Below are 15,593 nucleotides of genomic sequence, written 5' to 3' on the forward strand. Positions count from 1 at the left end.
TTATGATAACGCCTATAATATTCAAAAGTCAATTCTTAAAAATTTCCAGTTTCGGGGACTGATTTCGGATTTATATGGCGGTCGTCATTAAAATACCCACTCGCGCTAACGCTTTCTGAGTACCGATCATTGCTGTTGTCCGGGCTTCTAAAGCTAATGATAAATCATCTACCCAGATATGAATTTTAAGACGGACAGAGTTTTCACCGAAGTCATTGACATTGATCGTAGGGGAAGAAATAGTGGAAATATTCTGATTCGTTGATAACTCTTCCGCAATGACGCTTCTTGCTATATCTAAATCGGAATCGTAAGGTACGCCTATGATAAATTCAATACGCTTACGTCTGTCCTGCATCGTCCAGTTGATCAGATGTTGAGACAGCAAATCTCCGTTGGGTACAATAATATCTGCGCCATCTGCACTGTGAATTTTGCTGGAGCGAATACCAATTTCTTTCACAAAGCCGGCTTTCGTTCCGATTTCAATCTGATCTCCGATTTGTATCGGCCTTTCAAAAGCAATGATAACACCCGAAACTAAGTTGTTGATAATATTCTGCAAGCCAAAACCAATACCGACTCCTAAAGCTCCCAACATTATTGAGACCCGGTCCAAAGGAATTCCTGCTGCAGCGATGGCAATGAGAAATCCTACCGAATAAATGGCTAGTCTCACCAACAGCATCATTGAATTTAGACCGTTCCGTTTACCTCCGGCTACCGTTTTGTTATATCCAAAAAAGAAATTGATAAAACCGGAGATAATTGAAGAGATCCAAAGGATAATAAAAAAGATAAATACACTGGCAAGGGTGAATTTGTAACTGCCAATAGCTCGCTGTTCATACAGGAAAGAGGTTGAAATTTTCATCAGCAGATCATAATAACCTAAGCTTCTTACAAAAGCAACAAAGAATGCCAGACACGCAAGAATCCATAAATTACGCTGGATGCGGTGCTGGATTTCTTTAAAATTAATGTATTCCGAAATTCTACTCGACTGAAAGGTTTCTGTCTGTAAATAAATAGCTTCAATAACAATTCTACAGAAAATCTTTAAGGCAACACCGTATACTAAACACTGTACCGCAGTAATTCCAAATGTTTTTGCAAGCGTGAGGTGACCGGTTATATTGCAGAGAATAGACAGGAGGAACTGAAAAAGCACAAAAATAAGTAATGCTTTGGCTACCGGCGACTCTTCTAAGATCTTAAAGTATTTCTCTCTGGATTTCAAAAGGTACCCGCAGATAACGACCATCACCAGACCCATCAACAGTAAAGCCCAACGTTCACCATACGCTGACTCGAGCAGGAGATCATCAATCGCATATCCTGTCCAGATGATAACAATACCCGTCCAGACCAGTTTAAAAGGTTGATTGATAAATGGGGCAATTAGGAAATACAAAACGATTATTCTTGCAAACTCACAGAGATGCAAAAATGACATGGGAGGATTTCCGAAAGACAGAGGCATGTAAGTGAGGAAGCAGAAAATAGAAGACAGCCAGATGCTTCTGCCAATTATATTACTTAGACTTAAGATAGCAACACTGTCATCCTGATTTTTTATGCGTCTGAGATTATAAGCAAGCCAAATGCTGAGCCCGATGAAAATAAAAAAGTTAAAGAGAATAATCCCTGTTCTGCTCTTGAGATAAATGGTGACGATTTTAAATGAAGTTGTTAACGCTTTAATAACAGCGGAATAGAGACTGTTTTTATATGAGCCTGCTTTTAAAGTGAAAAGACCTGATTCCTCGGCGGAAAACATATCCATTTTTTTGGCGATTCCCATGTAAGTCATATCAGAAATTAAATCCTGAGTCTGATAATTATTGATAGAAACTTTGCTGCTCCATAAATTGACGCTTGATAATATTTTATTCTGCTGGTATTTTAAGTTTTTAGCCTCGCTTTTAAGTTCGTCAACCTGTCCTTTTAAAACCGCATCATTAATACTGACATTTAAATCTTTATCAACTAAAATTTTATTAATCTGTGCATTGCTTGCATTCAGTTTTTTTTGATATTCTGTTAATTCAATTTCATACGCGTCTAATTTTTCTATCGCCTCATTCAAAAGAATAATCGAACTGTTCAAAGTTCTGATGTTCATATTATTCCGCAGGGAGTCGAATTTATTTTTGAATCCTGAAATACCTTTTTCCAGTGGAGGAAACTCTTTTTTAATACTTTTTAAATCGTAATTTTTCTTTAAAAGAAAGCTGTTTCGGTTGATTAAAAGTTTGTAGTTTTCGATCTTATTAACCAATATCGGGGTCTGCAGATCGGTAAGAGTATCAGTTACCACTTTTGCATCAGTCTTTTTTTGAGCTGGTAATAATTGAAAAATAAATAATACCAAAAGGCTGAGTAATTTTATTTTTGAAATCATAAATTTATAAGAAGGTATTATCGTTCAATGGAAATTATGCCAAAGGTAGAGGTTTCTTTTATTTTAAACCTGACGGGCGACTGAAAATCTGATCTTCTTAGTTTGTGTTTTATTTTAAATGAAAAGATGATTGGCAGCAGTATCTTCTTTTTTTCTGAATATTAAATGCCTAGAAAATTTTCCGTTTAAAAATCACCCCAAAGTGGTATTTCTTTTGACTCTCCGAAAATCTATCTTTGAACTAACTCAAAAATACAATCAGCAGAAAATGTATAAGAATTAATGTCTAAAAGTTTATTGAAAAAAACTTTTCCATCGTACAACAAAACAACTTGCAGAAAATTAAAAAACAGAATTACCATGAAACAGAAACTATTTTTATTACTCATTTTGTTAAGCAGCTTTGCAATTTATGCTCAGGATTTATCATTAAATCAGTTGATTGAAATCCAGAAAAAAGATTTAGACTATGCTAAAAAAGTATTGTCAGCAAACGGCTGGGAGTTTTTAGATTACAATAAAGATAACTATGAATCGACTTTTGGTTTTCATCCCGACAGTTCAGGAAATGCTGAGAATTATTTTACGTATAAGAACGATCCTGCACAAGGTGTTGAAGTGACCATCGCCGTAAAAACAAAAGCATTGTATAATGAGCACAAAAAAGCTCTTTTAGCCAATAAATTTGAATTGATTTCATCAGAACCCAATGGAGATAATACCGTAAGACTGTACGAGAATTCTACTCATTCAGTTCGTACAATTTCCAGTTATTCCAATGATATCAGTTATTTTATTATTTCTAAGAAAACGGATTAAGAAATCAGTTTAGACGACCAGGTTTTCGCATAATTTCTAATCTAAAGTCACAAAATTTGAATAGAGATATTGTGTCATCTCGCTACCTTTGATTGAACACCCATTGTATCAGACTTAAAGTTTTAATGATGAGCAGTCCCATGGATTTTGTAAATATTTAATCGTTACATTTTAGAATTACCCGATTTCCGGTATTTTATCTACTGAAAACTATTTTTATTAGATTTTTTGCTTTCAGTTTATGATAATTATTAACTTTACCTTTCAGTATTTTAGATAAGGCAACTTACCGCAACGACAATCAATAACGACGATTTAATATATGAGTAACCAATTGGTCTCGACTGATTTTGAAAAAGATATTCAGGAACTTAATAAAATTCCTGCCATAGCTAATATACTGGAGGTGATTTGCAGTACTACAGGAATGGGGTTTGCAACGGTCGCGAGAGTTACTGAAGATCGCTGGGTAGCCTGTGTAGTTAATGATAAAATAAAATTTGGACTCACAGCCGGCGGTGAGCTGAAACTTGAAACGACTCTCTGCCAGGAAGTATTTCAGTTAAATAAAATCATTGCAATTGACCATGTGGATGAAGATCCTATCTATTACAACCACCATACTCCTAAATTATATGGTTTACAAAGTTACATTTCCATTCCTATCTTTTTAAGCAACGGTAATTTCTTTGGAACGCTCTGTGCCATTGATCCCAAACCTGCACTGGTGAACAATGAAAAAACAATCAATATGTTCAAGCTTTTCGGAGAATTGATTTCATTCCATTTGGATTCGCTGAAAAGTCTGAGTGAGACGCAGGTCAAGTTGCTTGAAGAACAAAAGAACTCAGAAATTAGAGAACAGTTTATTGCTATACTCGGTCATGATCTCCGCAATCCCGTAAGTGCAATTTCTAATGCAGCTCAGCTTTTATTGCGGAGCCCATTAGATGAAAGAAATACAAAACTGGCAATGGTCATTCGGAATTCAACTACGCGCGCGATGGGCTTAATCGAAAATATTCTGGATTTTGCACGGGGTAAACTGGGAGAGGGAATTCAGCTGAACTATAACAATATTGAAAGTTTAGAATCTGCATTGAATCAGGTGGTTACTGAGCTTAGAATAGCTTATCCCGAAACAGAAATAGTGACAGATTTCAAGTTAGAAAATGAGGTCGCGGCAGATTACAGACGGATTGCTCAGTTGTTTTCAAATCTTCTGGGAAATGCAATTACTCATGGAGAGAAAACGACTCCCGTGAAAGTGACAGCCAAAACGGGGCTGGATGTATTTGAACTCTGTGTTATCAATAAAGGTAAAAAAATCACGGAAGAGACTCAGAAACATCTTTTTAAACCATTTTCCAGAGGAAAGATTCATCATGGACAGGAAGGTTTGGGATTAGGTCTTTACATCGCAAATGAAATTGCTGATTCTCATGGAGGTGCTATTCTTGTTGCTTCAAGTGATGAGGAAACCTGCTTCACATTCCGGTTTAAGCCTCAGGTTACTATATCCAACGATTAAATTCTTGATCTAATTAAATCCATAATGTAGATTTTCAATAAACATCTTCCTTAAATTTTAATAACGGAAGTAATTCTTCTTTGTCTGGTAAAATACCATAGACTTAAAAAAGTTGAATTTTACTTTTATAAAAGCAAAAAGATGAGTTTGTTGAATTGTTCTGTAAGTTATTCTGCATCTAAAATTTTGCAATCAAAATTTGTGAAATGTGACACTCATTTCAGTTTTACGCAAACAAATATTAAAAGTAATATTTCAATAAAAAAGTTTGCCATATAAAACTCAGAAAATAAGAGGTGGAATTTTTTTTAAATGGTATTAAGTCGGCATGAAAAATGATGTTGCATGATTAATTTTTAAGAAGGCTTAAGACGGTATTTGTCAAAGCAAAGTTGACAGTAATTCAATAACTTCGATTAATCAGTAATATTGGTAATTCAATCAGTAATCTGTATAAGTAATCCCTGATAATGTTTCACGAGATTTGTACAGACTGTGATTCTTTTTAAAGATCAGTTTCATAATTCATTCTAAAAATACATAAAATGGCCATAACTACACTAAAAATTAATAAAAAAGATTATACGGTAGATGCCGACGAAAACATGCCGCTTCTTTGGGCAATTCGGGATCTCGCTGGCCTTACAGGTACAAAATTCGGATGTGGAGTAGCACAGTGTGGCGCTTGTGTGATTCACTTAGATGGCGAAGCGGTGCGGTCCTGTGTGACGAAGGTCAAGCGGGCAGAAGGGAAGAGCATCACCACAATAGAAGGACTGTCTGAAAATAACGATCATCCTGTGCAAAAGGCATGGCAGGAAATCGATGTTCCTCAGTGTGGTTACTGTCATTCCGGTCAGATTATGTCAGCAGTAGTTTTGTTGAGAGAAAATCCGAATCCAACTGATGTAGATATCGATAATGCAATGTCAGGAAATATTTGCCGTTGCGGAACTTATCCAAGGATACGTCATGCAATTAAAATCGCCGCCGAACTTCAACGTGAGAAAGGAAAATAGTAAAAGACTTTTTGATTAATCGAGTTTCACAGCGAAGAAAAATACATAGAAAGATGAATATGTTAAAAAATAAAATACCTGCAGTAATCTTAGTGGTCCTTCTCTGTTCTGTTGGGATCTATGCTTATACCTCGCAGAGAGTGCATAGGCCTATTGCAACATCGCAAGTAGAAAAGAAGATATTTTCTGCTAAAAAAGACAGCGTAGCATCTGTAAAAGCATTCGAAAAAGTGTATGCTGTATTGATGAGTCCGCGGTGTATGAACTGTCATCCGAGTGGCGATATTCCACTGCAGGGAGACGACAGCCATATCCATACCATGCAGCCCAAACGTGGTGTTGACGGAAAAGGACTTTATGCGATGAAGTGTACCAACTGTCATCAGCCGGAAAATACTCCCGGACCTCACACGCCACCGGGAAATCCTAACTGGCATCTGCCACCTGCCAATATGAAGATGGTGTTTCAGGGCAGAACCGCCCACCAGCTTGCAAAACAACTGATTGATCCTAAACAGAATGGCAACAAGGATATAAAAAAACTCATTGAGCATGCCGATGATGGTCTTGTACTCGCAGGATGGAAACCAGCAGAAGGTCTGAAACTGCCGCCAATGAGTCATGCAGAATTTAAAAAAGCCTGGATTACATGGCTTGAAACCGGAGCTTACGCACCTCAACCTAATTAAATTAAATCGATATGTCATTAGATAAAGAAATATCAAGAAAAAGTTTTCTGAAAATTGCCAGTTTGGGTGGTATAGGTTTATGCCTCGGTCTGTTTGCGGCTGATTCAAAAACACATATTTTGACGGATGAAGAGATTGAAGCTGCAATTCAGTCGGTTGAGCTCAATGCCTGGGTCATTATCGATACCAACGGTAAAATCACTTTTGTTGATCACCGTGCAGAAATGGGGCAGGGTTCTTTTCACAGTGTTCCGCAGATTCTTGCAGAAGAACTGGAGGTCAATTTAAATGACATCCATGTGATCTTCGGAAAAGGTGATAAAAAATACGGTAATCAGGTTACAGGAGGTAGTTCTACCATCCGCTCCAATTATAAAAATTTCCTGAAAATAACGGCAACTGCCCGCGAAATGTTGATCGCAGCGGCAGCGGTAAAATGGTCTGCAGATCACAGTGATTGCTACGCAGAAAACGGGCACGTGATTCACCGTCCGTCAGGCAAAAAAGCACATTACGGAGAGTTGGTTTTGGCAGCATCTAAGATGCCCGTTCCTAAAGATGTAAAACTTAAAAAACGTTCAGATTACAAAGTGATTGGTAAGCCTTCAAGACGTATCGACACAAAATCTAAAACCAATGGAAGTGTAACTTTCGGTCTGGATAAAAAAATTCCGGGAATGCTGTATGCAGCGGTGGAAAGAAATCCAAGACTCAGAGGTAAAGTTAAAAGCTTCGATGCTACAGAAGCGCTGAAAGTTCCCGGTGTTAAAAAAGTTTTTAAGATTAAAATGCTTGTATTTAAAACGTATCGTGAAGGAGTAGCAGTTGTTGCTGACAATACGTATGCTGCATTACAGGGCAAAAAAGCATTAAAGGTAGTTTGGGATGACACAGGATTTGAGCACATCAATACTGCTGATATTTATAAAAGACAGGAAGAAAATGTACGGACCAAAGAAGGTTTATCTTACAAAAAACAGGGTGATCCGGACAAAATTTTGGCAACTGCCGGAAAGAAAATTGACGTGATGTACCAAACTCCTTATCAGTCACATTATGCAATGGAGCCTCTCAACTGTATCGCACATCATCAGGGAGATAAGGTAGAAATCTGGGGACCGATTCAGGCACCCGATTGGGTGCAGGATGCACTGAGTGAAGAACTCGGACTGAAACGGGAAAATGTAATTGTAAACATGACCTTTTTGGGAGGCGGTTTCGGCAGAAAAGCTTTTATGGATTATCCCCACGAGGCAGCCGTTATTTCAAAAGAGATCAACGCGCCGGTGCAGGTCGTGTGGACCAGAGAAGATGATTCTACACAGGGACCTTACCGTCCCGGTATTACTTACAGATGTGAAGGCGTATTAATAAACGGAAAAATAGAAGCGTTAAAGTTCAGAATGTCAGGGCAGAATAATGATCACTGGCGCGAAGAATCTGCAAAAACGCAGGCAAACCGAAGCACCAGCGAGGGTTTTCTTGAGCCGTATTTTGAGAATATTAAAAATGTAAGTTTTGCAGAAGTACCTTTTGAAATTCCAATTCCAAGCATGTGGTGGCGGTCTGTATATGCATCAACCAATGGCTTTGCCTATGAAAGCTTTTTGGATGAATTATCGCATGAAGCAGGAAAAGATCCGTTGGCATTCAGAAGAGAATATTTAGATGAACGTACGCATAAACTTATTGATAAACTGGAAGAAGTTTCCGGCTGGAGGAAACGTAAAAAGAATGAAGGTTTTGGCGTTGCCATTACAGAATGCTTCGCATCTACGGTGGGACATGTCGTAAAAGTTTCCAAAAAACCCGACGGCGGTGTAAAAATAGATAAAGTCTGGGCGGTAATAGATTGCGGTTGGTATGTCAATCCGGATATTATTAAAGCCCAAGTGGAAGGTTCTGTTGTAATGGGATTGGGTGCGGCAGCATTTCATGAAATTACTTTCAAAGACGGAAAAACCGAACAGAAGAATTTTTATGCTTACCCAATGCCAAGAATTAATGATATTCCGCCCATTGAAGTTTTCGTGATTGATAATGATGAAGATGCAGGCGGAGTGGGTGAACCGGGATTACCGCCTTTGGCTCCTGCATTAACCAACGCAATCTTTGATCTTACCGGAAAAAGAATTCGTAAATTGCCATTTGATTTAAATAAAGTTTAAACGGATCATTATTTAAACTTGATATAACAACTGTTTGATTTAATTCTAATGACAGAAATCGGTAATATTATAGCATCCTACAACACGGCATACGCTGCAGGAAAAAAAACAGCACTGGCAACAGTTGTGAAAGTGGAAGGATCTTCCTACAGACAGCCGGGCGCCAGAATGCTGGTGACTGAAGATGGAATACTGACCGGTGCCATCAGCGGAGGATGTCTGGAGGGTGATGCATTGAGAAAGGCTTTGCTTGCCATCAATCAGAAGCAAAATAAACTGATCACTTACGATACGAGTGATGAAAGTGTTCTGGAGTTCAGCGTGCAGCTCGGCTGCAACGGAATTGTGCATATTTTATTTGAATATATTGATTCTGATCATCCTCATAATCCATTGGAGTTACTGAAAAAAGTTGAAGAAAACCGCACCGAATCAGTCATTGCAACATTGTTTTCTTTGGAAAGAAACGCAAAACAAATCGGAACGGTCAATGTGTATCAGGAAAACCAAAGTTTTTTTGATGACCATTATTCTTTGGGGGATGAAAGTTTAAATACTTTAAAAAATAAATCTTCACAAATCATAAATATTCAGGTCGAAAACGAAGAGCAGAGCATATTGTTTCAATATATTGCTCCACCCGTTTCGCTGGTGATTGCCGGCGCCGGAAATGACGTTCAGCCTGTGGTTAAGATGGCTGCTATTTTGGGCTGGGAGGTGACTGTGGGAGAGGGAAGAGTGACTCATGCTACTCAAAAGCGTTTTCCAGAAGCGAAAAATGTTTTGGTTGTAAAACCTGACGAATTAATAGAAAATATCGTCATCGATAACAGAACTTATTTTGTTCTGATGACTCACAATTATAAATATGACCTTGAAGTTTTAAAGCTGGTTTTAAAAACAAACTGTCCGTACATTGGAATATTGGGACCAAAAACGAAACTGCAGAGAATGTTTGATGACCTTCATGCGGATGGAAATATTCTGACGGACGAAGATTACCAGCGCATCTACGGTCCGATTGGTCTGGATATTGGTGCAGAAACGTCGGAAGAAATTGCTTTGTCTGTTATTTCAGAAATTAAAGCAGTGATTGAGGACAGGAAAGGGACTTCTCTTCGCTATAAAATTGATAAAATTCACGGCCAGCCAGCGGCAAAACATACATAAAACATGATTACAGATACTTTCGGAAGAGTGCATGATTATCTGAGGATTTCCCTTACGGATAATTGCAACCTGCGTTGTTTTTACTGCATGCCGGAAGAAAAATATGCCTTTGCTCCCGCCGCAAAACTGATGCAGGTGGATGAAATTGAAACGATTGCTCAACTTTTCGTAGAACATGGAGTGAAGAAAATCAGACTCACGGGTGGCGAACCTTTGGTTAGAAAAGACGCTCCCAAAATCTTAAAATCGTTAGGCAAATTAGATATTGAGCTCGCGATTACAACCAACGGAATTCGTGTCGATGAGATGTTAAACGAATTGTTGGAAGCCAATATCAAAACCATCAACATCAGCCTCGATACTTTACAGCCTGAAAAATTTTTAAAAGTTACAAGACGCGATCTGTTTCACCGTGTCAGAAACAATATCAATTTACTCCTGAAGCACAACATTCGGATAAAAATCAATGTTGTCATCATGAAAGGTTTAAATGATGATGAAATTCTTGATTTCATTGCTTTGACGAAACACAATAATATCGAAGTTCGGTTCATTGAGTTTATGCCTTTCAGCGGAAATCAGTGGACGAGCAATCAGGTGTTTACGCTGCATGAAATTTTAGTTAAAGTAAGTTCGAAATATGATGTCATTCCGGTTGAACCTGAACCCAATGATACCTCGAGCCGATATATCATTGATGGTCATACTGGATCATTCGCCGTAATCAGCACAATGAGCCAGCCTTTTTGTGATACCTGCAACCGGATGAGGCTGACAGCCGATGGAAAATTAAAAAACTGCCTTTTCAGTAAGGATGAAACCGATTTACTGGGAGCGTTACGAAATGGTCAGGACATTTTACCGTTAATTGAGCACACCATGAAAGCTAAGGCTAAGGCTTTGGGCGGACAGTTCAGCGGTGTATTCGAAAATATCGATGCATCAAAATTAGAAAACAGAAGTATGATTACAATCGGTGGTTAATGGAAACAGGAATACTCATTTTAGCGGCAGGAAACTCCTCACGACTTGGCGAGCCAAAACAGTTGTTGGATTTTAAAGGAAAAAGCCTACTGCGACATGTTGCTGAAGAATCACTCAAAATAACAAAATCTGTTGTGGTCGTTACAGGATCAAATTCAATTGAAATTTCAAAAGAAATTGATGACCTTGAACTTATCGTTACAGAAAACAAAACCTGGCACGAAGGTATGGGCTCTTCAATCCACATCGGATTTAATCAGCTTTTAAATTCATTTTCAGCCATTGAAAAATGTATTATTTCCGTTTGCGATCAGCCTTTTATCGAAGCATCGGTTTTTTCTGAATTAATTCAGATGCAGCAAGATTCTCAAAAAGGAATTGTTGCTTCAAAATATGCTGACACTCTGGGAACTCCGGTTTTATTTACTAAAAAATACTTTACAGATCTTTCAAAACTTTCCGGAAAGGAAGGTGCGAAAAAACTTCTCCAGAAATTTAAAGACGATATCGCTGAAATCAATTTCGAAAAAGGCGCTATCGACATCGATACCCAAAACGATTACCAACAACTGATTCAATGAAAATGATTTCCGTCAACGAAGCCAAACAAATCATCCTGCAGTCTGCATTAAAGAAAAAAAGCAGTATTATTCCGCTTTCAGAAGCTTTTGGATTGGTGACTTCCGAAGATATAATTGCTTCAACCGACATTCCCAATTTTGCACAATCGTCGATGGATGGTTATGCCTTTAAATTTTCAGAAGAAGATCAGGCACTTTCCGTTATTGGTGAAATGGCTGCAGGAGCATCAAAACAATTGTCAATAAGTACGAACGAAGCTACCAGAATTTTTACCGGAGCGCCTCTGCCTGAAAATGCAGATACCGTGGTGATGCAGGAAAAAATCCGTTTGGAAAATGAAATGCTGATTATCGAAGATGAAAATTTATCTGAAGGACTCAACGTCCGTCCAAAAGGTGCCGAAGTAAAGAAAGGTGAGGTCGCCATGACAGAAGGAACCTATCTTTCTGCAGCTGCCATCGGATTTCTTGCCGGTATCGGTTGTGCAGAGACTTCGGTTTATACACCTCCAAAAGTGGCCATTATTCTTACCGGAAACGAACTTCAGGATCCCGGAAATCCATTGGAATTCGGTCATGTCTACGAAGCCAATTCTTTTCAGTTGAAAGCAGTTTTAAATCAAACTGGAATTAAAAACATTGAAGTCTATAGAGCTGAGGACGATCCTAAGGAACTGCACAAAGTACTTGAAAGCGCAATCGAAAACAGTGATGTTGTTTTGCTGAACGGCGGCGTAAGTGTGGGAGATTATGATTTTGTCACTGAGGTTGCCAATACCTGTGGTGTAGAAGAAAAGTTTCATAAAATCAGACAGAAACCCGGCAAACCACTTTTCTTCGGAACAAAAGAAGACAAATTGGTTTTCGGGTTACCCGGAAATCCATCTTCATCGTTAACCTGTTTTTACGAATATGTTTTACCGGCACTCGAAAAATTGATGGGACTGCCGTCAGGTGTTACCGAGATTAAAGCAAACGTAACTCATCATTACCCTAAACCTGCAGGGTTGACGCATTTCCTGAAAGCATTTTACAGTAATGGAAAAGTAACGACTCTTCATGCTCAGGAATCTTTCCGCCTGCATTCTTTCGCACAGGCCAACTGTTTTATTGTGTTGTCTGAAGAGTCATTGGGATGCAAAGAAAATGACGAGGTTACGGTGCATCTTTTACCAAAATAATTTAAAAAAAAATAGAAATCCTAACGCATTGCCTATGTCTGTAGAAATATTTTATGTCATTCTTTTTTTTGTTGCCTTTTTGTACGCCGCAGTCGGTCACGGTGGTGCGAGCGGATATCTGGCACTCATGGCTTTGTACGGCGTGGCTCCGGAGGAGATGAAACCAACTGCTTTGGTGCTCAATCTCTTTGTTTCCTTAACTTCATTCATTCAGTATTACCGAGGCGGATATTTTTCCAGAAAACTTTTTATTCCCATTGCTGCGGCCTCAATTCCCTTGGCATTTATAGGCGGAATGATTACTGTGGAAGAAAATATTTACAAACGGATCTTGGGAATATTACTTTTATTTCCGGTGATTCGCTTTTTCTTTTTTAAAAATGTAGATGACAGCGAACTGAAACCCCACAACACGACAATTGCAGTCGTAACTGGTGGAGTAGTAGGTTTACTCTCAGGAATGATCGGCATCGGTGGAGGAATTATTCTTTCTCCGATTTTACTTTTGTTGCACTGGACCAATCAGAAACAGACCGCAGCGATCAGCGCGGCGTTTATCTTCGTCAATTCAGTGGCAGGGCTCGGAGGAATGGTTACGCAGGGAATCTCTTTCACCGGAGATATGATGATGTACATTATTGTTGCTTTCACGGGAGGTTTACTGGGCGCTTATTTAGGATCAAAAAAATTCAATCAGAATGTTTTAAAGTATGTCTTGGCGACCGTTTTGCTGATGGCATCGTACAAATTATTACTCACAAAAGCTTAACCATGAAGATTCTTTCAATTCTTATTTTATTTTTCAGTTTGACACTCAATGCTCAGGCTGCCAAATCGATTTCGGTAACCGGAGATATTGCCAAGCCGATAACAATCAGTTTTAATGATCTTAAAAATTATCAGAAACATTCGGTCGACAGTTTAGCTATTTATAATCACAAAATGGATTACAAAAGCACTCTGAAAAAATTAGACGGTATTCTGCTTAAAGATGTTTTGTCGAAAGTGGAGTTCAAAACCGATTCTCCAAAACTGTTAAGTGAATTTTATCTGGTCTGCATCGCCGATGACGGTTATAAAGCAGTCTTTTCTTGGAATGAAATTTTCAACAGCGGAAATGGAGATCTGGCACTCATCGTGACAGACCTGAATGGATCTGATGCTTCTAAATTGAAAGAAAACATCATGCTGGTAACTCCGACCGATAAAGCAACGGGAAGAAGATATGTAAAGAATCTGTCTAAAATTGTAATTCAACAGGTGAAATAATTATGGAAATAAAAGTCATTTCATTTGGACAGATCGCAGAAATTACGGGAAAAGAATTCATGGTGAAAGCAGCAGATTTAGATTCGTTAAAGTTGTATTTAATTCAAAAATTTCCCGAACTTTCAGACAGGAAATTTGCTTTTGCAGTCAATAAAAAATTAGTGCAGGAAAATATCATCTTAAATCAAAATGATGTAGTGGCTTTGATGCCGCCTTATTCCGGAGGTTAATATGGAAAATTACAATGAAAGATACGCACGGCATTACGCTTTGTCTGACTTCGGTTTCGAAGGTCAGCAAAAACTTCTGCAGGCAAAAGTTCTTGTCATAGGTGCAGGTGGTTTAGGCTGTCCGGTTCTCCAGTATCTCGCTGCTGCAGGCGTTGGAATCTTAGGAATTGTTGATCATGACCGCATTTCACTGAGCAATCTTCAGCGACAGACGCTTTATTCGACCGATGACGTTGGTAAAATGAAAACTGATGTCGCCTCTTTAAAATTAAAACTTCTAAATCCCGAAATAAACATTAAATCTTATCAGCTTGAGCTGACTTCAGAAAATGCCTGGGATATTATTTCAGAATATGAAATTATTGTCGACTGTACCGATAATTTCGCCACGCGGTATCTGATCAATGATGCCTGTGTACTTTTAGATAAGCCTTTGATTTTCGGAGCGATTTATAAATATGAAGGTCAGGTGGCTGTTTTTAATTTAAATTTAAAAAATAATAAAACGGTCAACTACAGACATCTTTTTCCAAATCCTCCCAAACCGGATGAAGTGCAGAACTGCAATGATGTCGGTGTTCTGGGTGTGCTTCCAGGAATGATCGGAATGATGCAGGCAAACGAAGTGATCAAATTAATTACAGGTGTTGGTGAAGTTTTGGATGGCAGATTATTGACTTTTAATATGCTCAGTTATGAAACTTTCATTATGGATATTTCAAATGAAATTTCAGCCGTAAATTTGATTCCTGAGAATAGAAAAGCTTTTGAAGAAACAAATCATAATTTTCTTTGCGGTGTTTTTGAAATGAATATTGAAGATTTAAGTTCTGAAGATTTTATTCAACAAACCTTCAATGAAAACACACTGACCATCGATGTAAGGGAAATTGATGAACTGCCGAAAGCAGATTTTAAACATATTCAGATTCCTCTTTCTGAATTAAAAAGCAGAGTATCGGAATTGGAGAAAGACAACATTCTGTTATTCTGTCAAAGCGGAAAAAGAAGTCTGAAAGCAGCCGGGATTTTACTGGAACATTTCGGAAATCAGAAAAAAATAAGCCATCTTAAAGGTGGAATTACATCATTACAGGAAAGAAAAAATGAGCAGAGCAATTAAAAATATATTTACAGAAGGAGCGATCAGTCCGGTTTTCATTTCTGAAAGCATTGCGAAACATGCGACGAAAAAAGACATTGGGGCGCACAGTATTTTTCTGGGTCAGATCAGAGAAGATGTGGTCGACGGCAAAACTGTAGCAGCAATTGAATATACAGCCTACGAGGAAATGGTCTTGGAGAAAATGCACGAAATCAGAGAAGATATTTTTTTGAAATATAATCTGACCTGCATGCACATTCATCACAGTTTGGGAACCGTCAGTGCAGGAGAAATCTGTCTTTTTGTTTTTACATCTTCAAAGCACAGAATTGCAGCAATGGAAGCCTGTAATGAACTAGTAGAACGTATCAAATCGGAGCTTCAGATTTGGGGCAGAGAAATTTTTAACGACGAATCCCACCAGTGGAAAGTAAATAAATAAT

General features: G+C 38.3%; 15 protein-coding genes. 14 read left to right on the forward strand and 1 reads right to left on the reverse strand.

The genetic code is table 11. The features are described 5' to 3' along the window. Window positions 1-70: 70 nt before the first annotated feature. Window positions 71-2,404 (reverse strand): mechanosensitive ion channel family protein, encoded by a 2,334-nt coding sequence (locus OMO38_RS00115; protein WP_264748216.1) that lies wholly within the window; start codon window positions 2,402-2,404, stop codon window positions 71-73. Window positions 2,405-2,764: 360 nt separating this feature from the next. On the opposite strand from OMO38_RS00115, the gene OMO38_RS00120 reads away from it, so the two are divergent. The 14 genes from OMO38_RS00120 (at window position 2,765) to OMO38_RS00185 (ending at window position 15,592) form a co-directional block, all read left to right on the forward strand. Then, entirely contained in the window at window positions 2,765-3,223 is a 459-nt protein-coding gene (locus OMO38_RS00120; RefSeq protein WP_264748217.1) for a hypothetical protein, read from the forward strand. A gap of 322 nt (window positions 3,224-3,545) precedes the next feature. Beyond that, window positions 3,546-4,754, forward strand: a complete 1,209-nt coding sequence (locus tag OMO38_RS00125; protein ID WP_264748218.1) for a GAF domain-containing sensor histidine kinase — start codon at window positions 3,546-3,548, stop codon at window positions 4,752-4,754. A gap of 545 nt (window positions 4,755-5,299) precedes the next feature. Then, window positions 5,300-5,773 carry a (2Fe-2S)-binding protein gene (locus OMO38_RS00130; protein ID WP_264748219.1) on the forward strand — a complete coding sequence of 158 codons (474 nt, stop codon included), beginning with the start codon at window positions 5,300-5,302 and terminating at the stop codon, window positions 5,771-5,773. A gap of 59 nt (window positions 5,774-5,832) precedes the next feature. Further along, window positions 5,833-6,462: a cytochrome c gene (locus tag OMO38_RS00135; RefSeq protein ID WP_264748220.1), complete on the forward strand. Its 630-nt coding sequence runs from the start codon at window positions 5,833-5,835 to the stop codon at window positions 6,460-6,462. Window positions 6,463-6,473: 11 nt separating this feature from the next. Further along, on the forward strand, window positions 6,474-8,630 hold the full coding sequence (locus OMO38_RS00140; RefSeq protein WP_264748221.1) for a xanthine dehydrogenase family protein molybdopterin-binding subunit: 2,157 nt from the start codon (window positions 6,474-6,476) through the stop codon (window positions 8,628-8,630). A 48-nt stretch (window positions 8,631-8,678) separates the two neighbouring features. Continuing rightward, a complete protein-coding gene (locus tag OMO38_RS00145; RefSeq protein WP_264748222.1) occupies window positions 8,679-9,800 on the forward strand; it encodes an XdhC family protein in 1,122 nt (373 codons plus the stop codon). A 3-nt stretch (window positions 9,801-9,803) separates the two neighbouring features. Beyond that, window positions 9,804-10,784, forward strand: a complete 981-nt coding sequence (moaA, locus tag OMO38_RS00150; protein ID WP_264748223.1) for a GTP 3',8-cyclase MoaA — start codon at window positions 9,804-9,806, stop codon at window positions 10,782-10,784. Next, entirely contained in the window at window positions 10,784-11,365 is a 582-nt protein-coding gene (locus OMO38_RS00155; RefSeq protein WP_264748224.1) for a nucleotidyltransferase family protein, read from the forward strand. Before moaA ends, OMO38_RS00155 begins: the two co-directional genes overlap by 1 nt. Then, window positions 11,362-12,546 carry a molybdopterin molybdotransferase MoeA gene (locus OMO38_RS00160; protein WP_264748225.1) on the forward strand — a complete coding sequence of 395 codons (1,185 nt, stop codon included), beginning with the start codon at window positions 11,362-11,364 and terminating at the stop codon, window positions 12,544-12,546. Before OMO38_RS00155 ends, OMO38_RS00160 begins: the two co-directional genes overlap by 4 nt. A 34-nt stretch (window positions 12,547-12,580) precedes the next feature. Beyond that, window positions 12,581-13,315 carry a sulfite exporter TauE/SafE family protein gene (locus OMO38_RS00165; protein WP_264748226.1) on the forward strand — a complete coding sequence of 245 codons (735 nt, stop codon included), beginning with the start codon at window positions 12,581-12,583 and terminating at the stop codon, window positions 13,313-13,315. Window positions 13,316-13,317: 2 nt separating this feature from the next. Then, a complete protein-coding gene (locus OMO38_RS00170) occupies window positions 13,318-13,815 on the forward strand; it encodes a molybdopterin-binding protein (protein WP_264748227.1) in 498 nt (165 codons plus the stop codon). Window positions 13,816-13,817: 2 nt separating this feature from the next. Then, a complete protein-coding gene (locus OMO38_RS00175) occupies window positions 13,818-14,045 on the forward strand; it encodes a MoaD/ThiS family protein (RefSeq protein WP_264748228.1) in 228 nt (75 codons plus the stop codon). Window position 14,046: 1 nt separating this feature from the next. After that, on the forward strand, window positions 14,047-15,168 hold the full coding sequence (locus tag OMO38_RS00180; RefSeq protein WP_264748229.1) for a HesA/MoeB/ThiF family protein: 1,122 nt from the start codon (window positions 14,047-14,049) through the stop codon (window positions 15,166-15,168). Beyond that, a complete protein-coding gene (locus OMO38_RS00185) occupies window positions 15,152-15,592 on the forward strand; it encodes a molybdenum cofactor biosynthesis protein MoaE (protein ID WP_264748230.1) in 441 nt (146 codons plus the stop codon). Before OMO38_RS00180 ends, OMO38_RS00185 begins: the two co-directional genes overlap by 17 nt. Window position 15,593 lies beyond the last annotated feature (1 nt).

This window comes from Chryseobacterium kimseyorum (assembly GCF_025971945.1).
Lineage (GTDB): Bacteria > Bacteroidota > Bacteroidia > Flavobacteriales > Weeksellaceae > Chryseobacterium > Chryseobacterium kimseyorum.